The 18,092-nt window shown below is 61.2% G+C and carries 10 protein-coding genes; 8 read left to right on the top strand and 2 right to left on the bottom strand.

All coding sequences use genetic code 11. From position 1 onward, the window contains the following. Positions 1-37: 37 nt before the first annotated feature. From ACSYTG_RS04670 to ACSYTG_RS04680, 3 genes are read left to right on the top strand one after another with little or no spacing between them, the layout of a single operon-like run. On the top strand, positions 38-1,966 hold the full coding sequence (locus tag ACSYTG_RS04670) for a tetratricopeptide repeat protein (RefSeq protein WP_489782998.1): 1,929 nt from the start codon (positions 38-40) through the stop codon (positions 1,964-1,966). 15 nt (positions 1,967-1,981) lie between these two features. Beyond that, positions 1,982-4,648, top strand: coding sequence for a DNA mismatch repair protein MutS (gene mutS, locus ACSYTG_RS04675; RefSeq protein WP_095349406.1), 2,667 nt, complete (start codon positions 1,982-1,984; stop codon positions 4,646-4,648). A gap of 45 nt (positions 4,649-4,693) precedes the next feature. Then, positions 4,694-7,645: a [protein-PII] uridylyltransferase gene (locus tag ACSYTG_RS04680; RefSeq protein WP_086645450.1), complete on the top strand. Its 2,952-nt coding sequence runs from the start codon at positions 4,694-4,696 to the stop codon at positions 7,643-7,645. Here the strand turns inward: ACSYTG_RS04680 and ACSYTG_RS04685 are convergent. Continuing rightward, entirely contained in the window at positions 7,637-8,509 is an 873-nt protein-coding gene (locus tag ACSYTG_RS04685) for an NUDIX hydrolase (protein WP_489783109.1), read from the bottom strand. The genes ACSYTG_RS04680 and ACSYTG_RS04685 overlap by 9 nt on opposite strands. Positions 8,510-8,690: 181 nt before the next feature. Here ACSYTG_RS04685 and ACSYTG_RS04690 point away from each other — a divergent pair, with 181 nt between their 5' ends. The 4 genes from ACSYTG_RS04690 (at position 8,691) to fusA (ending at position 13,558) form a co-directional block, all read left to right on the top strand. Then, positions 8,691-10,433 (top strand): ABCB family ABC transporter ATP-binding protein/permease, encoded by a 1,743-nt coding sequence (locus tag ACSYTG_RS04690; RefSeq protein ID WP_179290123.1) that lies wholly within the window; start codon positions 8,691-8,693, stop codon positions 10,431-10,433. Between the two features lie 64 nt (positions 10,434-10,497). Next, positions 10,498-10,812, top strand: a complete 315-nt coding sequence (locus ACSYTG_RS04695) for a hypothetical protein (RefSeq protein WP_165925432.1) — start codon at positions 10,498-10,500, stop codon at positions 10,810-10,812. Between the two features lie 120 nt (positions 10,813-10,932). Beyond that, positions 10,933-11,238: a 50S ribosomal protein L28 gene (gene rpmB, locus ACSYTG_RS04700; RefSeq protein ID WP_086645448.1), complete on the top strand. Its 306-nt coding sequence runs from the start codon at positions 10,933-10,935 to the stop codon at positions 11,236-11,238. A gap of 232 nt (positions 11,239-11,470) precedes the next feature. Beyond that, positions 11,471-13,558, top strand: coding sequence for an elongation factor G (gene fusA / locus ACSYTG_RS04705; RefSeq protein ID WP_086645666.1), 2,088 nt, complete (start codon positions 11,471-11,473; stop codon positions 13,556-13,558). A gap of 272 nt (positions 13,559-13,830) precedes the next feature. On the opposite strand, the gene ACSYTG_RS04710 is transcribed toward fusA, so the two are convergent. Next, entirely contained in the window at positions 13,831-16,629 is a 2,799-nt protein-coding gene (locus ACSYTG_RS04710) for a phosphoenolpyruvate carboxylase (RefSeq protein ID WP_489782997.1), read from the bottom strand. 77 nt (positions 16,630-16,706) lie between these two features. On the opposite strand from ACSYTG_RS04710, the gene ACSYTG_RS04715 reads away from it, so the two are divergent. Next, positions 16,707-18,077: a DUF445 domain-containing protein gene (locus tag ACSYTG_RS04715; protein WP_253528861.1), complete on the top strand. Its 1,371-nt coding sequence runs from the start codon at positions 16,707-16,709 to the stop codon at positions 18,075-18,077. Positions 18,078-18,092 lie beyond the last annotated feature (15 nt).

Here is an 18,092-nt window from a genome sequence, read left to right on the forward strand (position 1 = left end):
GGCCGGGTTTGGCTGCAAAATTAAAGGGGCAGACCGCGTGAACGGGAAAAAAACGGATCAGGACCCTCCGCTGGCGCCGGCGGATATGGCGCTGGCCTGTCTGGCGCGGGGGGATGCCGAGCAGGCCGAATCCCTTTTGCGCGCGCATTTGCGCCTTAACCCGGCGGATGCACAGGGCTGGCACGCCATGGCCTGTATTGCCCGTGCCGGGGGGAATGCAGCGGCCGCAGTAGCCCTTGCGGGCAAGGCGGTGGAGCTGGCGGGGGAGCCGTTTTTTTATATCACGCTGGGGTTGGCCCTGCTGGAACTGGGGCATGTGGAGCAGGCGCGGGCGGCGGCCAATGTGGCCGTGCTTGCAACGCCCGCAGACCCCCGCGCGCATGACGCCATGGGCCAGATACTGGAAAAGGCAGGTCGCCTGCCCGAGGCCGAGCAGGCCTTGAAAAAAGCACGCACCCTGCGCCCGCTGGAGCCAGCGCGGCACATGGCGCTGGCGGCCTTTCTGGCCCGGCATGGGCGGGTGGAGGAGGCAATCAGCCTGTCCGCCCGGGCACTAAGGCTGGCGGGGGAGGATGTTGCCGCCCATAACCTGCATGCCATGCTGCTTGAGCGTGCCGGGCGCATGGGGGAGGCGGAACCGCATTTCCGGTATGTGGCGCAGGCCATGCCGGATAACCCGCAGGCTTTGGCAAATCACGGGGCTGCCCTGTTTGCCATACGGGATTATGAGGGAGCAGAGCAGGCCCTGCGCCTGTCAGCCGCGCTGGCCCCGGATGTAGCGGAAACCCTGACAAATCTGGGGCTTGTGCTTATGGCGCAGGGCCGGTTGCACAGTGCCGGGCAAGTGCTGGAAGCCGCCTACAGGCAGCGCCCGGATGATGCCCGGCTAGCACTTAATTATGGCACGGTGCTGATGGACCTTGGCCATACACAAACCGCGCGGGACCTGTTTACACAAGCCATGCAGCAGGCCACCACGTTACAGGACCGGGCGCGTGCAACGCTGGACCTTGCCGGCCTTTACCTGTCTGTCGGGGAGTTTGCGCAGGGGTGGGCGCTGTTTGAAGCACGCCGGGACCTGCTGGCACCCCCACATTGTGTAGCCAGCATGGCGCAGTGGGATGGGCGCGCCACAACAGGTGCCGTGCTGCTCTATGCCGAGCAGGGGCTGGGCGATGCCTTGCAGTTCCTGCGGTATGTGGGGCTGGCGGCCCAAAGGGCACGGGTTAGCCTGCTGGTGCCCCAGAGTATGCACGCGCTTGTGCGTCGCCTGCTCCCCCAATGGGGTGGGCGTGTGCAGCTTTGTCTGCCGGAACAGGCAAGCCATGCGGAGGCATGTTGCAGCTTGTTAAGCCTGCCCCAAAAGCTTGGGGTGGCAAGCCCTTTTGCCTGGCAGCCTGACCTTGCATGTTTTGCAGGGCCAGTTCCGCTATGTGTGGGGGAGGGGTTGCAGGTGGGGCTGTGCTGGTCGGGTAACCCCAGCTATCAGTTTGACCGCAGGCGCTCTCTTGCTCCGGCCCTGCTGGGCGGGCTGTCTGCTGTAAAAGGCGTGAGTTTTCAGGCTTTGCAGCCCTGTTCGCGGCTGGAGGATGTGCCGCTACCACTCAGCCCCCTGCCAGCGGGGGATCTGCTGGCCACGGCCCGGCTCATAGCCGGGCTGGATGTGGTTGTGAGTGTGGACACCATGATTGTTCATCTGGCGGGGTTGCTGGGTAAACCCACCCTGTTGCTGAACCGGTATGCAGGGGACTGGCGCTGGGCAGCGGCCTCTACCCCTTCCGCAGGGGGCACGGTTTCCCCCGGTGCGCTGGAGCGCAGCGTGTGGTACCCTTCGGTCCGGATTGTCCGGCAGCCTGCCCCGGAGGGGGATGTTCCCAGTTGGCACCACCCGCTTGCAACGGCCACACACTGGCTGGAGCAGGCAGTGCTATGCAAAGAGCAGGGCGGTTGCTCCCACAAATTGTAGCTTTATGATGCAGGCATGACACGTATCTCTCCCGATGGCGCTACGCCAGCCATGGCGCAGTGGTTTACGCTCAAGGCGGAAAATCCCGAAGCCCTTCTGTTCTTCCGCATGGGCGATTTTTACGAACTGTTTTTTGATGATGCCACGGCAGCCGCCGCCGCGCTGGATATTGCCCTGACCGCCCGTGGCAACCATGGAGGCGAACCCATAGCCATGTGTGGCGTGCCCGTGGCTGCGGCCCCGGCCTATCTGTCTCGTTTAATCCGCCGGGGGTTCCGGGTTGCGGTGGCTGAACAGACGGAGGTGCCGCGCAAGGGGCGCCCCGCCAGCAAGGGGCCGCTGGCACGTGGCATTGTGCGGGTGGTAACGCCCGGAACGCTCACGGAGGATGAACTGCTGGAGCCGGGCCGCTCCAACCTGCTGCTCGCACTGGTCTGCCCCGCTGGGGCAGATAAAGGCAAACGCCGCAAGGATGCCCCGGCCGAAGGTGCAGGCCCGCTTGGCGCTGCGTGGATTGATGTATCCACCGGCCTGTTTGAGACAGCAAGCCTGCCCGCCACGGCCTTGCCCGCCCTGCTGGGGCGTTTGGACCCGGCGGAAATTCTGGCCAGTGCCGCCGTGGAACTGGGCGATTATGAAGCCCGGCGTGCGCCCGAGGCCACATTGCCCGCCCCCGGCAGTGCCCGCCAGCGCCTTGCCGCGGCCTTTGATGTGGCGAGCATTGAAGCCTTTGGCACTTTTTCGGACGAGGAGAGCGTGGCTGCAGCCATGGCGGTGGACTATGTGCGCCGCTCGCAGGCTGGCAAACTGCCTCGGCTGGCCCACCCCATTGCACAAAGCCAGAATGGCGTGCTGGGCATAGACCCGGCCACCCGCGCCAGTCTGGATATTTTGCGCGCGCGCGATGGCGGGGTGGAACACACCCTGTTTACAGCCATTAACCGCACGGTCAGCGCTGCCGGGGCGCGCATGCTGGCGGAATGGCTGGCCTCCCCGCTGACGGAGGTAGCAGCTATTGCTGCCCGGCAGGAGGGCTGGTGGTGGCTCAAGGACCACGCCGCCCGTTGTGCAGCACTGCGCGATGCGCTGAAAAAAGCGCCCGATATTGCCCGTGCGCTAGGCAGGCTCTCGCTCGGGCGGGGGCTCCCGCGTGATATGGCCGGCATACGCGATGGGCTGCATGCCGCGCGTGAGGCTGCCCGTATTCTGGCAGGGCCCGATGGAGGGGATGCTGCCCAGCTCCCCACGGTTCTGGCGCATGCCATGGGCTGGCTGGGTGCGGCCCGTGCGCTGGAAGCCGAGTTGCACACGGCATTGGCGGAGGAACTGCCCGCCCGGCTTGATGATGGTGGCGTGATTGCCGCAGGCTATGATGGGGAGCTGGATGAACACCGTGCCCTGCGCGATAACTCACGCCGCCTGATTGCCGCCTTGCAGGCGGAGTACGCAACCCGGTTTGGGGTTTCCAACCTTAAAATCCGCCATCACGCCCAGCTTGGCTACGTTATGGAAGTGCCTGTGGGGGCCAGTGCGCGGCTCAAGGACAATCCCGACCTTATTCTGCGGCAGGGCACGGCCAGTACGGCCCGCTTTGCCACGGAGGAGCTGGCCAGCCTGAACGTGCGCATTACCGAGGCAGCGGAAAAAGCCGCCCAGCGCGAAAAGCAGGTGTTTGCGGAGCTAACGGCCAAGGTGCTGGCCGAGCGGGAACTGCCCGAACTGGCTCAGGCACTGGCGGTGCTGGATGTGTTGCAGTCCTGTGCGGCACTGGCCACGGGTGGAACATGGTGCAGGCCCGACGTGCGTGAGGATACGGCGTTTGATCTGCAAGGCTGCCGCCACCCTGTGGTGGAGGCGGCCCTGCCGCGGGGCGCGCGCTTTACCCCCAATGGCTGCGTACTGGCCCCAGAACGCCGCGTTATGCTGCTGACAGGGCCGAACATGGCCGGTAAATCCACCTTTTTGCGGCAGACGGCGCTGGCGGTCATTCTGGCACAAGGCGGCTTTCCCGTAGCGGCGGATTCCGCACGTATCGGGGTGGTGGACCAACTGTTCTCGCGCGTTGGCGCATCGGATGATCTGGCGCGCGGGCGCTCCACTTTTATGGTGGAAATGACCGAAACAGCCGCCATTCTCAATCAGGCGGGGCCGCGCTCGCTTGTGGTGGTGGATGAGATCGGGCGGGGGACTGCAACGCTGGATGGGCTGGCCATTGCATGGTCGGTGCTGGAGGCCCTGCATTCAACGGTGCGCTGTCGTGCAATTTTTGCAACCCACTTCCACGAACTCTCGCGGCTGGTCGATACGTTGCCCCGTTTGTGCCTGCATACAATGGCAGTGCGGGAGTGGCGCGGGCAGATCGTTTTTTTGCACGAAGTGCTTGCAGGATCAGCAAAAAAAAGCTGGGGTGTGCATGTGGCGCGGCTGGCTGGCGTGCCCGTAAGCGTGGTGGAGCGGGCCGGTCGCCTGCTGCGTGAACTTGAGCGTGCTGAAAATACCATACCCGAACCATTACCGCTTTTTGACACACAGAAGACATTACCCCCACCATGCGAAAATACGTTAAAGAAACGATTGATGGAGATTGACCCGGACAGTCTGACCCCAAGGGCCGCGCTGGATATGCTGTACGACCTGCGCAGGCTGGCCGGGCAGGATACAGACACATCTGCTGCCGGCTGATCCCCTCCAACCCCGACCGTTCCCAGGAGCTGAACCCGTAACCCTATGCCCACCTCTTCCGCACAGGCTGCCGCCGGGCAGCAAACCGACATGTCCGTTCTGGCGACCCTGACGCCAGAAGCCCTTGCCGCATGCCTGACGCGGGAGTTGAGGGACGCCACACCAGATGATGCCGCCATCCCCCCAAGGGATGAGGCCGTGGCTATTTTCCGGCGGCATCTGGGGCGTTATCAGGCGGATGTTCGCAAACGGTTTGAGCAGTATGAGCTCAAGGGGGCGGCAGCCGCCAAAACCCTTGCGACCTTTGCCGACGTTATGCTGCGCGCCATTGTGGACTTGGCCGTGCGGGCGACCACAGTGGACGAACCACCTGCCATGGGGGGGCGGTCGGGGTTTGCCGTGGCAGCAACAGGCGGGTACGGGCGCGGGCTGCTGGCACCGTTCAGTGATATTGACCTGCTGTTCCTGATCGCGCAGGGCGCGGGTGAGCGTGCTCACCCCGTGGTGGAATATGTGCTGTATTTTCTGTGGGATCTGGGGGTCAAGGTTGGCCACGCCACCCGCACGATAGATGAATGTATTGCCGAGGCATCCAAGGATACCACGGTCCGTACCGCCCTGCTGGACGCACGCCTGCTGGATGGGGATACAGCCCTGTTTGCCATGTTTGAGGCCCGCTATATCCTCTCCTGCGTGGAGGCGGGGGCTGCGGGCTTTATTCATGACAAACGGCGCGAGCGGCTGGAGCGGCACCGCAAGTTTGGGGATAGCCCCTATCTGGTCGAACCCAACATAAAGGAAGGCCGGGGCGGGCTGCGGGACCTGCAGACCCTGTACTGGATGTGTCGCAACACCTTTGGCACCCGCCATGTGCGTGACCTGCTGGCCCCGGAATTTATATGGATGGGCCTGCTGACCGAGCAGGAAGCCGCCCGTGCCCGCCGGTCGTGGGACTTCCTGTGGACCGTGCGCCTGCACCTGCATTACGTGGCCGGGCGGGCGGAAGAACGCCTGACCTTTGACATGCAGCCCGTTATTGGCGCGCGTATGGGCTACACCCGCCACGGCCGCCAGAACGGGGTGGAGCGGTTTATGCGCCACTACTTCCTGACCGCGCGGGAAGTCATGCGTCTGACCCATGTGCTCGAACCCGCCGTACTGCGGCAGGCGCAGGGTCCGGTGGCCAATGCCGCCAAACCGGACGAAGCCATGCGTGAGGCAGGCTTTACCCTGCTTGACGGGCAGATCCTGCCCGACCGGGGCGTGTCCTTTGATCAGGACCCCATTAAAATGATGCAGATTCTGGACTGGGCGCGCCTGCGCCGCCGTCCACTGCACCCGCTGGCGCGGCACCAGCTTATCCGGTGGGAGCGCCGGGCCATTACCCTGCGGGACAACCCGGAGGCCGCGCGCATCTTCCTCGACCTGTTGTGTGGAGACACGGCAGAGGAGGAGCAGCGCCCGCGCAGGCGTGGGGCGGCCCTGCCTCCGCCAGCTCCTACGGAGGAGAACTCACCGGTTTATTCCGCCGCGTATGGCAGCCATCCGCCATCGGGCCATTCCTACTGGCTCCATATCCTGAACGAGACCGGGATTTTTGGCCGCCTTATTCCCGACTGGGCGCGTATTGTCGGGCAGATGCAGTTTGACACCTACCATGTGTTCACGGTGGATGAGCATACGGTAGAAGCTATTCGTATTCTGGACGAAGTGGCCGCCGGACGCATGGCGGACGAAATTCCCATTGCATATGAGCTGATCAAGGGCCTGCATTCGCGCCGAGCGTTGTATATGGCCGTGCTCCTGCATGACGTGGCCAAGGGGCGCGGCGGGGATCATTCGGAAATCGGGGCTGAAATTGCCGCCGAACTCTGCCCCCGCCTTGGCATGTCGGGGGAGGAGACGGAAACAGTCTCATGGCTGGTTCTGCACCACCTCCTGCTCAGCCATACCGCCTTCCAGCGTGATATTGACGACCCCAAAACCATTCTGGACGTTGCAGATATTGTGCAGTCCCCCGAGCGGTTGCGTCTGCTGCTGCTGCTGACCATTGTGGACATGCGCGCGGTAAGCTCGCGCGTGTGGAACGCGTGGAAGGCAACCTTGCTGCGGGAGCTGTATCTGCGTGTGGCGGAAGTTCTGGCCGGTGGCCTCTCCACCACCGAGCGCGACGTACGTGTGCGCCATGCCAAGGATGTAACAGCCGAAATTCTGGGCGAAGAGGGTGTGCCCCAGCGTGACATCGAGCACTTTCTGGGACTGGGTTATGCAGGGTACTGGCTGTCGTTCGATTACGAGACCCACAGCCGCCATGCCCGCCTGATCCGTGATGCCGATGCGCGTAGTGCCCCCCTTACGGTGGAGGTTCTGCCCCTGCCAGCGCGGGGTGTGACCGAGGTTACCGTCTATACGGTGGACGTACCGGGCCTGTTTTCCAAGATTGCAGGGGCGCTGGCGTTGGCCGGGGCCTCCATTGTGGATGCGCGCATCCATACCATGACCCACGGCATGGCGCTCGATACGTTCTGGATTCAGGACACATCAGGTCAGGCGTATGAAGAAACACACCGTCTGGCGCGCCTGACCTCCCTGATCGAGCAGGGCTTGAGCGGGCAGCTTGATATTGGGGCCGAAATTGCACGGGCAGGTTTTGGCCATATGCCGCTGCGCATGCGGGCCATCCATGTGCCCCCACGGGTGGTGGTAGATAACGGCGTGTCCAACACGTACACGGTTATCGAGGTTAACGGTCGCGACCGCCCCGGCCTGCTGCATGACGTTACCGCAGCCATGAGCCGGGAGAACCTCCAGATCGCCTCTGCCCATATTACCACCTACGGCGTGCGGGCGGTGGACGTATTTTACGTCAAGGACCTGTTCGGCCTGAAGATTACGGACAAGAAGCGGCTGGAGGAAATCCGTGAACGTCTGCTGGCCGGGTTGAAGGAGGCGGAAGCCGAGGCATCCGCCTGTGCTAACGCCCGCTACTCAGCCTGAAGTTACGCTCCGGCCCGGGCTGGCGGGTGATAGCCCTTTGTCCAGCCCGGTACGCAGTTCCATGCCCTGCGGGCTGGCGGGGTCAATCAGCCCGGTGCGCAGGAACAGGTCGATCAGCACCAGATTGACGTTGAACTTGAACTCATCCGTATCCCGCACAATGCGGTAAGCCTCGCTCAGCGGGATCAGGGCAAAGCTTTCTACCTCGCCATCGGCGGCGGTCGGCTCAAAGCTTTCGGGTAGGTACAGGTCGTAGCAGTATAAAATATCGCGCCGCAGCCCTTCGGGGCGGTTCAGGGCATAGACCAGCCGCCCGGCCTGCACGGCCTCCTCCGCCAGTGGGCCGGGTATGCTGGCTTCTTCTGCGGCTTCCTTGATCAGTGCCTCGCGCGGGGTGTGGCCTGCGGGCATGCCGCCTGCCACCAGATGGTCCAGTTTGGAAGGGTCCAGCCGTTTGTTGGCTGCCCGCCGCCCGGTCCACAGGTGCAACCCATCTGCCTTGCGGACAAGACCGTTCATGTGCACGCCCGTTGCTACAAACCCGAACAGGGGCAGTGCTCCGCGGTCTATGCGGCCTACAACGGGCTGGTCCATGTCGGGATAAACATCAAACAGTTCGTGGTGGGATTTGTAAAATCCCTCTCTGGCAAGCTCTTCCCCCAGTGCTTCAAGCCCTTTGGGGTGGGGAATGTTAAAGCCCTTGTCTGGCGTGCCAAAGCCAGCCTGCTCCATACGGGCGAACAATTCGGGCGCCAGCCAGCCAGAAGGCGTGCCGCCAAGGGCAAGGGGGGCGCGCCCACCCGGAAGAGTAGCCGTGTTGCAGTCCGTCAGATGGCGGAGGAACGGGTTGGCATGGGAAGGCATAAGGGCAAAGGTCCTGTTCTTGCTGTGCCAGACACGAATGCTGTTATCGGGGCATAAAACGGGCATGGCAAGGTGGCAGGGGGTTGCAAAAACTGCCTGACGTGCCACATCCGGGGGCATGTCCCCCCGTAGAGCAGTGTCTGGCCCACTCAATAGGCCGGTTTCCTATACTTTTGCCCGTTTGTTGCCCTATCTGTGGCCACAGGAGAACAAGGCCCTGCGCTGGCGTATGGCGCTGGTGCTGGTTGTTCTTGTGGCCGGAGAGCTGGCTACGCTGTCTGTGCCCATTGTGTATAGCAAGGTGGTGGACAGGTTTGTGCACCCCAACAGTCTGGCCATGGCACCGGCACTGCTTATCCTGTGCTACGGGCTGGTGCGCCTTGTGTCCGGCGCGTTGACCAACCTGCGGGATTCCCTGTTCGCCCCCGTGCGCTTCCGTGTGGCACGGCAGGCGGCCTATCGCAGCTTTGCGCATATGCATAAGCTTTCCCTGCGCTTCCATCTGGACAGGCGCACAGGGGGTGTTACGCGCGCCATAGAGCGTGGCACGGAGGCGGTGGAAACGCTTTTGCGCATGCTCATGTCCCTCTCGCCCACCATTTTGCAGGCCTTGCTGGTGATGGGGGTGATCTGGCGGCTGTTCAACTGGACCTATGTGCTCATGATCGCGCTCATGATCACGGCCTATATTGTGTTTACGGTCCGCTTCACCTCGTGGCGGCTGGGTATCCGCCGCCGTATGAACGACACCAACACCGAGGCGTCTGGTCGGGCGCTGGACAGCCTGCTCAATTACGAAACCGTAAAATATTTTGGCAACGAGGAGCATGAGGCCCGGCGGTACGACAACGCACAGGCCCGCTACGAAAAAGCAGCCATGAAAACCCAGTACTCGCTAGGGGTGCTCAACTTCGGTCAGGCTGCCATTATTGCCATATCCCTTGCCGCAATCATGCTGCTGGGCGGGCATGATGTGGAGGTGGGGCGTATTACGGTGGGTGAGTTTGTTATGGTCAACACCTACCTGCTCCAGCTTTATGGCCCGCTCAATTTTCTGGGTTCCGTGTATTCGGGTATCCGCACCGCTCTGGTCGATCTGGAACATATGCTCAGCCTGACGGAAGAGGTGGTGGAAGTGGCAGACCCGGCCAGTCCGCTCCCCATTGCCACGCGGCTGGCGGACTCTGCTCCGGCGCAGGTGGCGTTCCGTGATGTGCACTTTGGCTACCGCCCCGAGCGGGAGATCCTGCACGGCGTCAGTTTTGATGTGCAGCCGGGGCACAAGGTGGCCATTGTGGGGAGCACGGGGGCAGGTAAATCCACCATAAGCCGCCTGCTGTTCCGTTTTTACGATACATGGTCCGGCGCGGTTCTGGTGGATGGGCATGACGTGCGCTCATACCGTCAGGCGGACCTGCGTGCGGCCATAGGCGTTGTCCCGCAAGATACCGTGCTGTTCAATGACAGCATAGGCTACAACATCGCCTACGGGCGTCTGGGGGCTACGCCCGAACAGGTGGAGGAAGCCGCCCGACTGGCCCAGATCCATGATTTTATCATGACCCTGCCCGAAGGGTACGAAACACAGGTGGGCGAGCGTGGCCTCAAGCTCTCCGGTGGGGAAAAACAGCGCGTGGCCATAGCCCGCACGATTTTGAAAGACCCACGCGTTCTTGTGCTTGACGAGGCCACCAGCGCGTTGGACACACATACGGAAAAAGAAATTCAGGCAGCGCTTAAAACCGTTTCCGCCCACCGGACAACCCTTGTGATCGCTCACCGGCTTTCCACTATTGTGGATGCGGACGAAATTCTGGTCATGGGGCAGGGGCTGGTTGTGGAGCGTGGCACGCATGCGCAGTTGCTGGCGGCACAGGGCCAGTACGCAGCCATGTGGGCTGCACAGGCCACGGGGGAGGGCTGACCTGCTGATTGTTGCCATCCCGCCGAATCCGGCAGATGCTGCACAGAACGTAAGGAGTAAAAACATGGCGGATAACCACGCACACGCCACGACTGGGGCGGAAAATGCAGCACATGCCGGGCAGCGCCCCGAAGTGCCCGAAGACCTTGCTCGCTGCGCAATGGTGATCGAACACGCCATTGACCATTTGCGGAATGAGAAGTTCCCGCCACTGGCTGTGGCCTCGGCATTGCTTGGCGGATCGCTGGGTGTGATGGCCCGCAGCATGGACAAGGAAACCATCCTGCGTATTCTCGACTCTGCCGCGCAAAGCGTGCGTTTGGGTGATGTTCACGCCTCCGTTCTGGCCGATGGTGGTGAGGAAAGCGAGAAAGCCTGAGCTTCAACCCTTGACTGAGGGCGACGGCTAATGTCATAAGCCGCGCCAATCCTGAATGTGGTCGCCGGGCGTTTGTCTCGGCCCTCTAGTTCCTTTTTTGTTTAAGACAAGGATGAGACAATGTCCCGTCGTTGCCAGATCACCGGCAAAGGCGTGCTGACCGGAAACAACGTCAGTCATGCCAACAACAAATCCCGTCGTCGCTTTCTGCCCAACCTGCAGGAAGCTTCCCTGACGTCCGAAATTCTGGGCTCCGCCGTTCGCATGCGCGTTAGCGCACGTGGCCTGCGCACCATTGAACACAATGGTGGTCTGGATTCCTTCCTGCTGAGCACGCCTAACCGCAAGCTCCCCACGGAAGCACAGGTCATCAAGCGTCGCGTTCTGCGCGTGCAGGCCAAGAAGCAGGCTGCCGCAGGCGTCTGATTCAGGGCTTTGTCTATTCCGTAGGAACCGGGGTCTGCCACATTAGGTGACAGAACCCGGTTTCTGCGGTTCAGGCGCCTGCCACTCCTTGTCAGGCGCTTTTGTCTATCGGCCGGTGTCCGGCAGCCAGCTTTCTGAAAGCAATAATTTTCAGGGGGCGTTCAAGGCGTTCGGCGGCCACAGGCGCGAAGGTTTGTTCCTGTCGCGCCTTACCTGTTTTCTGGAGGTTTTCGTGTCCGCCACAACTGATCTGTCCAAGATCCGTAATATCGGTATCACCGCGCACATTGACGCGGGTAAGACAACCACGACCGAACGCATTCTGTACTACACCGGCGTGTCCCACAAGATTGGTGAAGTGCACGAAGGTAACACCACCACAGACTACATGGCCCAGGAACGTGAGCGTGGTATTACCATCACCTCCGCCGCCGTGACCTGTGACTGGAAAGATCACCGGATCAACATCATCGACACCCCCGGACACATCGACTTCAACATCGAAGTGAACCGCTCGCTGCGCGTGCTCGATGGTGCCGTGTTCATCATCGAAGGTGTTGCCGGTGTTCAGCCGCAGTCTGAAACCAACTGGCGTCTGGCTGACCGTTACAACGTTCCGCGCATCATCTTCATCAACAAGCTCGACCGTACCGGCGCAGACTTCTACCGTGCATTCGACACGCTGAAGGAAAAGCTGGACATCGTTGCTATCCCCCTTCAGCTGCCCATCGGTGCGGAAGACCAGTTCCTCGGCGTTGTCGATCTGGTGGAAATGAAGGCCATCATCTGGGAAGGTGGTGAACTGGGTGCGAAGTTCCACGACGAAGAAATTCCTGCCGACCTGAAGGAAAAGGCTGCCGAAGCACGCCAGAACCTGCTGGACACGGCCCTGGCTGTTGATGAAACCGCCATGGAAGAATACTTCGAAAAGGGCGACGTTTCCGTTGAAACCCTGAAGCGCTGCATCAAAAAAGGCGCTATTTCGGGTGAATTCCGTCCGGTTCTGTGTGGTACGGCCTTCAAGAACAAGGGCGTGCAGCCCCTGCTCGACGGGATTGTTGATTACCTGCCCGCTCCTAACGACGTTGAAGGCATCCGTTGCGCTCCGCCGGAAGGTGAAGAAGAAAACGAAAGCGCACAGCCCATCCTGCCGGTTGACCCCGATGGCAAGTTTGCTGGTCTGGCGTTCAAGATCATCAACGACAAATACGGCACGCTGACCTTCGTGCGCGTCTACCGTGGCGTTCTCAAGACCGGTGACACCGTTCTGAACACCACCAAGGGCCACAAGGAACGTATTGGCCGTATCTATCAGATGCACGCTGACAAGCGCGTGGAACTGAGCGAAGTGCACGCTGGTGATATTGCTGCGTTCGTGGGTCTGAAAGACTCCCAGACGGGTGACACGCTGGCCGATCCTTCCGATCCGGTTGTTCTGGAACGTATGTCCTTCCCGGTTCCGGTTATCGACATCTCCGTTGAGCCGAAAACCAAGGATGCAGTGGAAAAGATGACACTGGCCCTGCAGAAGCTGGCTGGTGAAGATCCTTCCCTGCACCTCAAGACCGACCAGGAAACGGGCCAGATCATTCTGTCCGGCATGGGCGAGTTGCATCTGGACATCATCATCGACCGTCTGCGTCGTGAATATGGTGTGGATGCAAACGTGGGTGCACCGCAGGTTGCATACCGCGAAACCATCTCCAAGCCGCACACGGAAACCTACACCCACAAGAAGCAGTCTGGTGGTTCGGGTCAGTTCGCAGAAGTGAAGATTTCCTTCGAGCCGGTTGAACGGAACGAAGGCATCTCGTTCGAGAACAAGGTTGTTGGTGGTACCGTGCCGAAGGAATACATTCCTGCGGTGGAAAAAGGTATCCGCATGCAGTCTTCCACAGGTGTTCTGGCTGGCTTCCCCACGGTTGACTTCAAGTTCACCCTGCTTGACGGCAAATACCATGACGTTGACTCGTCTGCGCTGGCGTTTGAAATCGCTGCAAAGGCCTGCTTCCGTGAAGGTATGAAGAACGCCGGTCCGGTTATTCTGGAACCGATCATGGACGTGGAAATAACCACTCCGAACGATCACGTTGGTGACGTGGTGGGCGATCTTAACCGCCGCCGTGGTATGATCCAGAGCCAGGAAACCTCGGGTTCCACGGTTATGGTTCGTGCCCATGTGCCGCTGAAGGAAATGTTCGGTTACATTTCTCACCTGCGTTCCATGACCAAGGGCCGTGCGTCCTTCACCATGCAGTTCCATCACTATGATCCGGTGCCCCGTAATGTGGCAGACGAAATCATGGCGCAGTCCCGCTAAGTTTTTCATCCTTCGGGTTGGAAAAACAACAAGGCCGCCTCCCTTCGGGGAGGCGGCTTTTTTGTTGCGTGCGTATCGGGACAGCACAAAGCCATACGCCGGGTTGAGTTCTGTATTTTGGAAGAGGAAAAAGGGAAGGGAGCGCTGGCTCCAGTTCCCATTGTAGCAGCATCGGAGTGCCGTATGCTCCTCCCGGAGTAGGAGGTAGTCTGTGTGTTGGTCAGGCTCTGTGGCGGCAAACGGTGGTGCGCTTGCCGCCCGGATAGGAGCTGTTAGCCAAACTCACCAATATCATGCATGAGCGCTACGCTGATCTCGCGCAGGAGATCGAACATCTGGCCCATGGGGGTAAAGATGTCGCGGTGTTCGCGCACGTAAATGCCTTCTTCACGCGGGCCACGTGGCTCGTGGAAATCCAGATCGGACGGTCCGGTGCCTGTGGGGAAGATGAACTTCATTTCCTTCAGAACCGTAGGAATATCCAGACACAGGATATGCTGCATCATCATCTCGTGGTTGAAGCCACCACGCGGCATGAAGAAGGGGATACGGCACGCCAGCAGCCAGATGCGCTCGATCAGCATGATCCGTATGGCATGGAGCAGACGAATGCGTGGCTCCGTGCGCGGGGCATGCTGCCATGCTTCACGCAGGGCCAGATGATCGGCCTGAATGCGGCGGAACATGGTATGCAGTTCCGCAGAGAGGTTCAGGCCTTCCAGCCCCCCCATAAGGGCCAGAAAAGCTTTTTGCCGCTTGGGAGATGTTTCTTCCGTTGCGCGGTCCAGCCAGAAGCCGGGGTCCAGCATACACACAACGCTCTTGAGCACCTTGTCATCCGAGCAGGCAAGGGCATGGCGGGCAAAGTCCAGCGCGCGGTGGAAGCGGGGGCTGGAGGTGTTGAGTGTTTCAAATGTTTCGGGGTGGCGCTGGGCGGCTGCCCCCAAACCCTGCAAGGTATTGGCGCACCAGCCAAGCTGCTGGAGAATGGCGTTGTTGGGGATGGCCCGCAACTGGCTGGGGTGCGTGATCCGGCTACGGGTTGCTGCTTCCGCACTTTGCCGTGCGGGTGGGCGGGAGCCGGTGCGATCAATCAGGGATGGGCCAAAAGCCCCCAGCAGGGCCGCGTAGCCGGGGTCAGCGACCAGCCCTTTCATGTTGTCGATCACGCTGGAGAAGAAGTCGGCCGAAAAGTCCGGATGGTCGTAAATAGGGTCACTTTTCTGCTGGTCGCTCAGGAACAGGTTTTCCGCAATGGTTGCCATTGTGGCGGTGGCCAGTTCCGGGCTGCCGAACAGCAGGTAGCCATCCCCGCCCTGAAAAGCGGTTTCTTCGCGGCAGTGGATGTTCGAGCTTTCAAAGCGCTTCCGCACATGGGCGGGGGAGAGGTAGTCCAGCCGGTCTGCCATGCGGAAGGGGTGCGCGCCACGGCCTATGCTTTCGCCGTGCGTGTCAAAGAATACGACTTCAACATCGCTCAGGTCCCAGCGTACCAGCAGGTCATGGATGTGTAGCCGCAACCGTTCGATTTGGTAGGAGGCCGCAAGCTGGCCAATATAACGCCCGGAATCCGAATAGCCGAACTGGAAGCATATCCGCCCGACGCGGCGCACGTAATCGCGCCATGTGGGGGAGCGGAGCGCTTCCTCCACAATGTGTTCGCCTTTGACCAGAGCATCTTCTGTTTCAAACAGCGGCGAAATTTCAATACGGTCGGCAACCCCAAAATAGGTTGCAATCCAAAGGGCCGTCAGCAGGGTGTAGCCGGTTTCGGTCTCGGCAATCAGGAAGCGGACGGGGGTATCGGAATCCACGTATTTGACAATCTGGGCGATTGTCATCATCAGCCGCCCGGCCGATGAGGGGTCGCTGAGCAGGGCGCCAAAGTCCACCGGTACGGGGGTTACGCTTTCCAGCGCATCGTTCACACGGTTGAGCAGGGCGCGGCGCTGGGCCGGGTTGGTCGGGTCGTCCAGCAGGTTCAGCTTCTGGCGGACAAAGTTATGGATCTGGCTGGCGTTCAGCCGGACATGGGTGTGCGCCAGCCCAAGGCCGTGGGCCATAAACCCGGCCCGTGCCACCGCAAGGGGGAGCTGGGCGGAAGGGGGAGCGTTTTCAATAGCGGTCTGCAACAGCGCGTTCAGGTCGGATGCGCAGGTCAGTGCCGTTGTGCGGCCATTTACCAGCAGTTCGGCAAAACGGGCTACTGCCTGCCCATCCGTTGCACCGTTAGGGACTGCGCTAATCTGGGCTTTAACGCAGTCTATGGCTTTTTGGAGTGTCTCTGTCAGTTCAGGGGCCAGAACGCCCTCGTGGGTAATCTGGCGTTCGAGCCGCATGAGCTGGAACAGCTTCATGCGCAGGCGCAGGCGCAGGGTGTCCCACCAGCCTATGTCCGTGCGTCCATCCGTATCGTAGCCCACCCAGCTTGTGGCAATGACCGGGCGGGGGGAAAGGGTGGTCCACTCCTGCGGCCAGGTGTTTTTGGCGGTAGTGAGCAGGGCGGCGTTAAGCTGGTCTATGGCATCCCGCGCACGGGTAATGGCCTGCACGGCCAGCGTGAACTCTTCCTCCAGCGTTGGGTGAACGCTGCGGCGGTGGGTTGTAAAAAACGGTGCGGTTTCGGGCGGAATATCACGCGAGGCACTCTGGGCCAGTGCTTCGTACACCGGGTTGCTCAGGGCAAAGGTCGGGTGAGCCGTAAACACAGCGGCAAAACGGATGGAGGAAACAAGCTGGCTATACGCCGCAAAGGAGGGCGTGGGCAGGCTGGCGCAAAGCTGCTCGGCAACATGGCGCAGCTTGTCCTGTGCGGTATCAAGCGTGGCACCGCCTACATAGCGGTGCAGGTGGCGCGCGCGGTTTAGAAAAGCCTGATCGCGCAGGGTGCGCACCAGCTGGGTGACATCCTCAAACGTGATTGTCCCACTTTCCAGTGCATCACTGAGCCGCAGGGCCGTGCCCATAACGGGGTTGGTGCCTTCCGCCGGAGTACCGGTAGAGGACATGTTGGCAATGGAGGCGAGCACGCTCCCGATGCGAGGGGGAAGGGTAGAAAAATCCGTGGTCATGGCGCGCTCTATATCCTTGCGGATTGAATCGGAAAAGAAACAAAACGTTCGGGCAACAATTTATTCGCCAGCTTTTCATGTCTGCTTTCTGTGCGCAACCGCCTCACGCACACTTGGGGTGGCGGTGGGGGAGTGCTATTCATGGTTCCATGACAGCGCATACCGACACGGAAGCAGACATTGCCGCCCGGCAGACACTCCGGCGATACCAGAATGCAGCCACAGGGCTGCTGGTTGCCATGGGGGGGATGACTGCTCTGGGCTATGCCGCCCCGGCTGCGGGCTGGGTAAAGGATGGTTTTTTTCTGGAAATGTTCCGCGCCGGTGCGCGGGCCGGTGTAGTCGGGGGGGTAGCCGATTGGTTTGCGGTTGTGGCCCTGTTCCGCCACCCGCTGGGGCTGCCTATTCCGCACACCGCTATTCTGCCCGCGCAAAAAGACCGTCTTGCCCGCGCCCTTGGGCGGTTTGTGGCCAGTCAGGTGTTTACCGCCAAGGAGGTCGAGCGTGTGCTGGCCAAGGTGGATGTGCCCGGCTTTATTGCCAATCTGCTGGAAGACCCCGCAACACAGGATGCGGTGGTAGGGGCCATGGCGCGCTCCATGCCGCAACTGCTGGACCGGCTGGAAGATGGCAGGGCCAGCAACGCCATAGGCCGGATTATGCCGGGCCTGCTGGGTGGGAGCGACCTGTCCCCCGTTATTGCCAAGGCGTTGCGCAGCTTGGTTGATGATGACCGGCATCAGGAGGTGCTGTCCTACTTCCTCAGTCAGCTCAAGGACGGGCTGAAGGCCAAGGAAGGCGCTCTGCGCGACATGATCGAAGACCGCGTGCGGGAGCAGGGGGGGCGTATTCTGGGCTGGGCCATTGGGGGATCGATTGCCACCAAGGTGCTGAGTGCCGCCGCACAGGAACTGGACCGAATCGATCCGGAAAATTCCAGCCTGCGCGAAGGCTTTACAAGCTGGGTGAGACTCCAGATCGACCGGATAGAAACAGACCCAGAGCGTGGGCGGGAGTTTACGCAGGCCGTGACCTCCGTGCTGTCGCACGAAAGTGTTGTGGGCTGGTGGGGGGACATCTGGCTACGCTTCCGCCGCATGGTGGAGGCCGATGTGGAGGACCCGCAGGGACGCATTGCCTGCCTGCTGCGCGATGCACTGGCGCGTATGGCCGGGCAGTTGCGGAATGACGAGGTATTGCGCCAGCGCATTGTGGAGCGTGTGGACAGCACAATTGGCAAGGCCCTGCCGTTTGTGCGCGACCAGATGGCCGAGTTTATTGCCCGCGTTGTATCGGGCTGGAACGCGGTGGAAATTGCAGAAAAGCTGGAGCTGCGTGTGGGCAAGGACCTCCAGTTCATTCGTTTTAACGGCACACTGGTCGGGTTTGCGGTGGGGGCGCTGCTGTTTGCCATTCTCCGGCTGACATTCGGGATTAACGCGCAGTAAGTCCCGTTTTGTGTC

It is taken from the genome of Acetobacter sp. ESL1128, assembly GCF_058505085.1.

Excerpts from the sequence above, each read along its gene's own strand:
- ACSYTG_RS04680 (WP_086645450.1), top strand. The coding sequence starts at position 4,694 with ATGCCCACCTCTTCCGCACAGGCTGCCGCCGGGCAGCAAACCGACATG.
- ACSYTG_RS04685 (WP_489783109.1), bottom strand. The coding sequence starts at position 8,509 with ATGCCTTCCCATGCCAACCCGTTCCTCCGCCATCTGACGGACTGCAAC.
- rpmB (WP_086645448.1), top strand. The coding sequence starts at position 10,933 with ATGTCCCGTCGTTGCCAGATCACCGGCAAAGGCGTGCTGACCGGAAAC.
- mutS (WP_095349406.1), top strand. The coding sequence starts at position 1,982 with ATGACACGTATCTCTCCCGATGGCGCTACGCCAGCCATGGCGCAGTGG.
- ACSYTG_RS04710 (WP_489782997.1), bottom strand. The coding sequence starts at position 16,629 with ATGACCACGGATTTTTCTACCCTTCCCCCTCGCATCGGGAGCGTGCTC.
- ACSYTG_RS04695 (WP_165925432.1), top strand. The coding sequence starts at position 10,498 with ATGGCGGATAACCACGCACACGCCACGACTGGGGCGGAAAATGCAGCA.
- ACSYTG_RS04715 (WP_253528861.1), top strand. The coding sequence starts at position 16,707 with ATGTCTGCTTTCTGTGCGCAACCGCCTCACGCACACTTGGGGTGGCGG.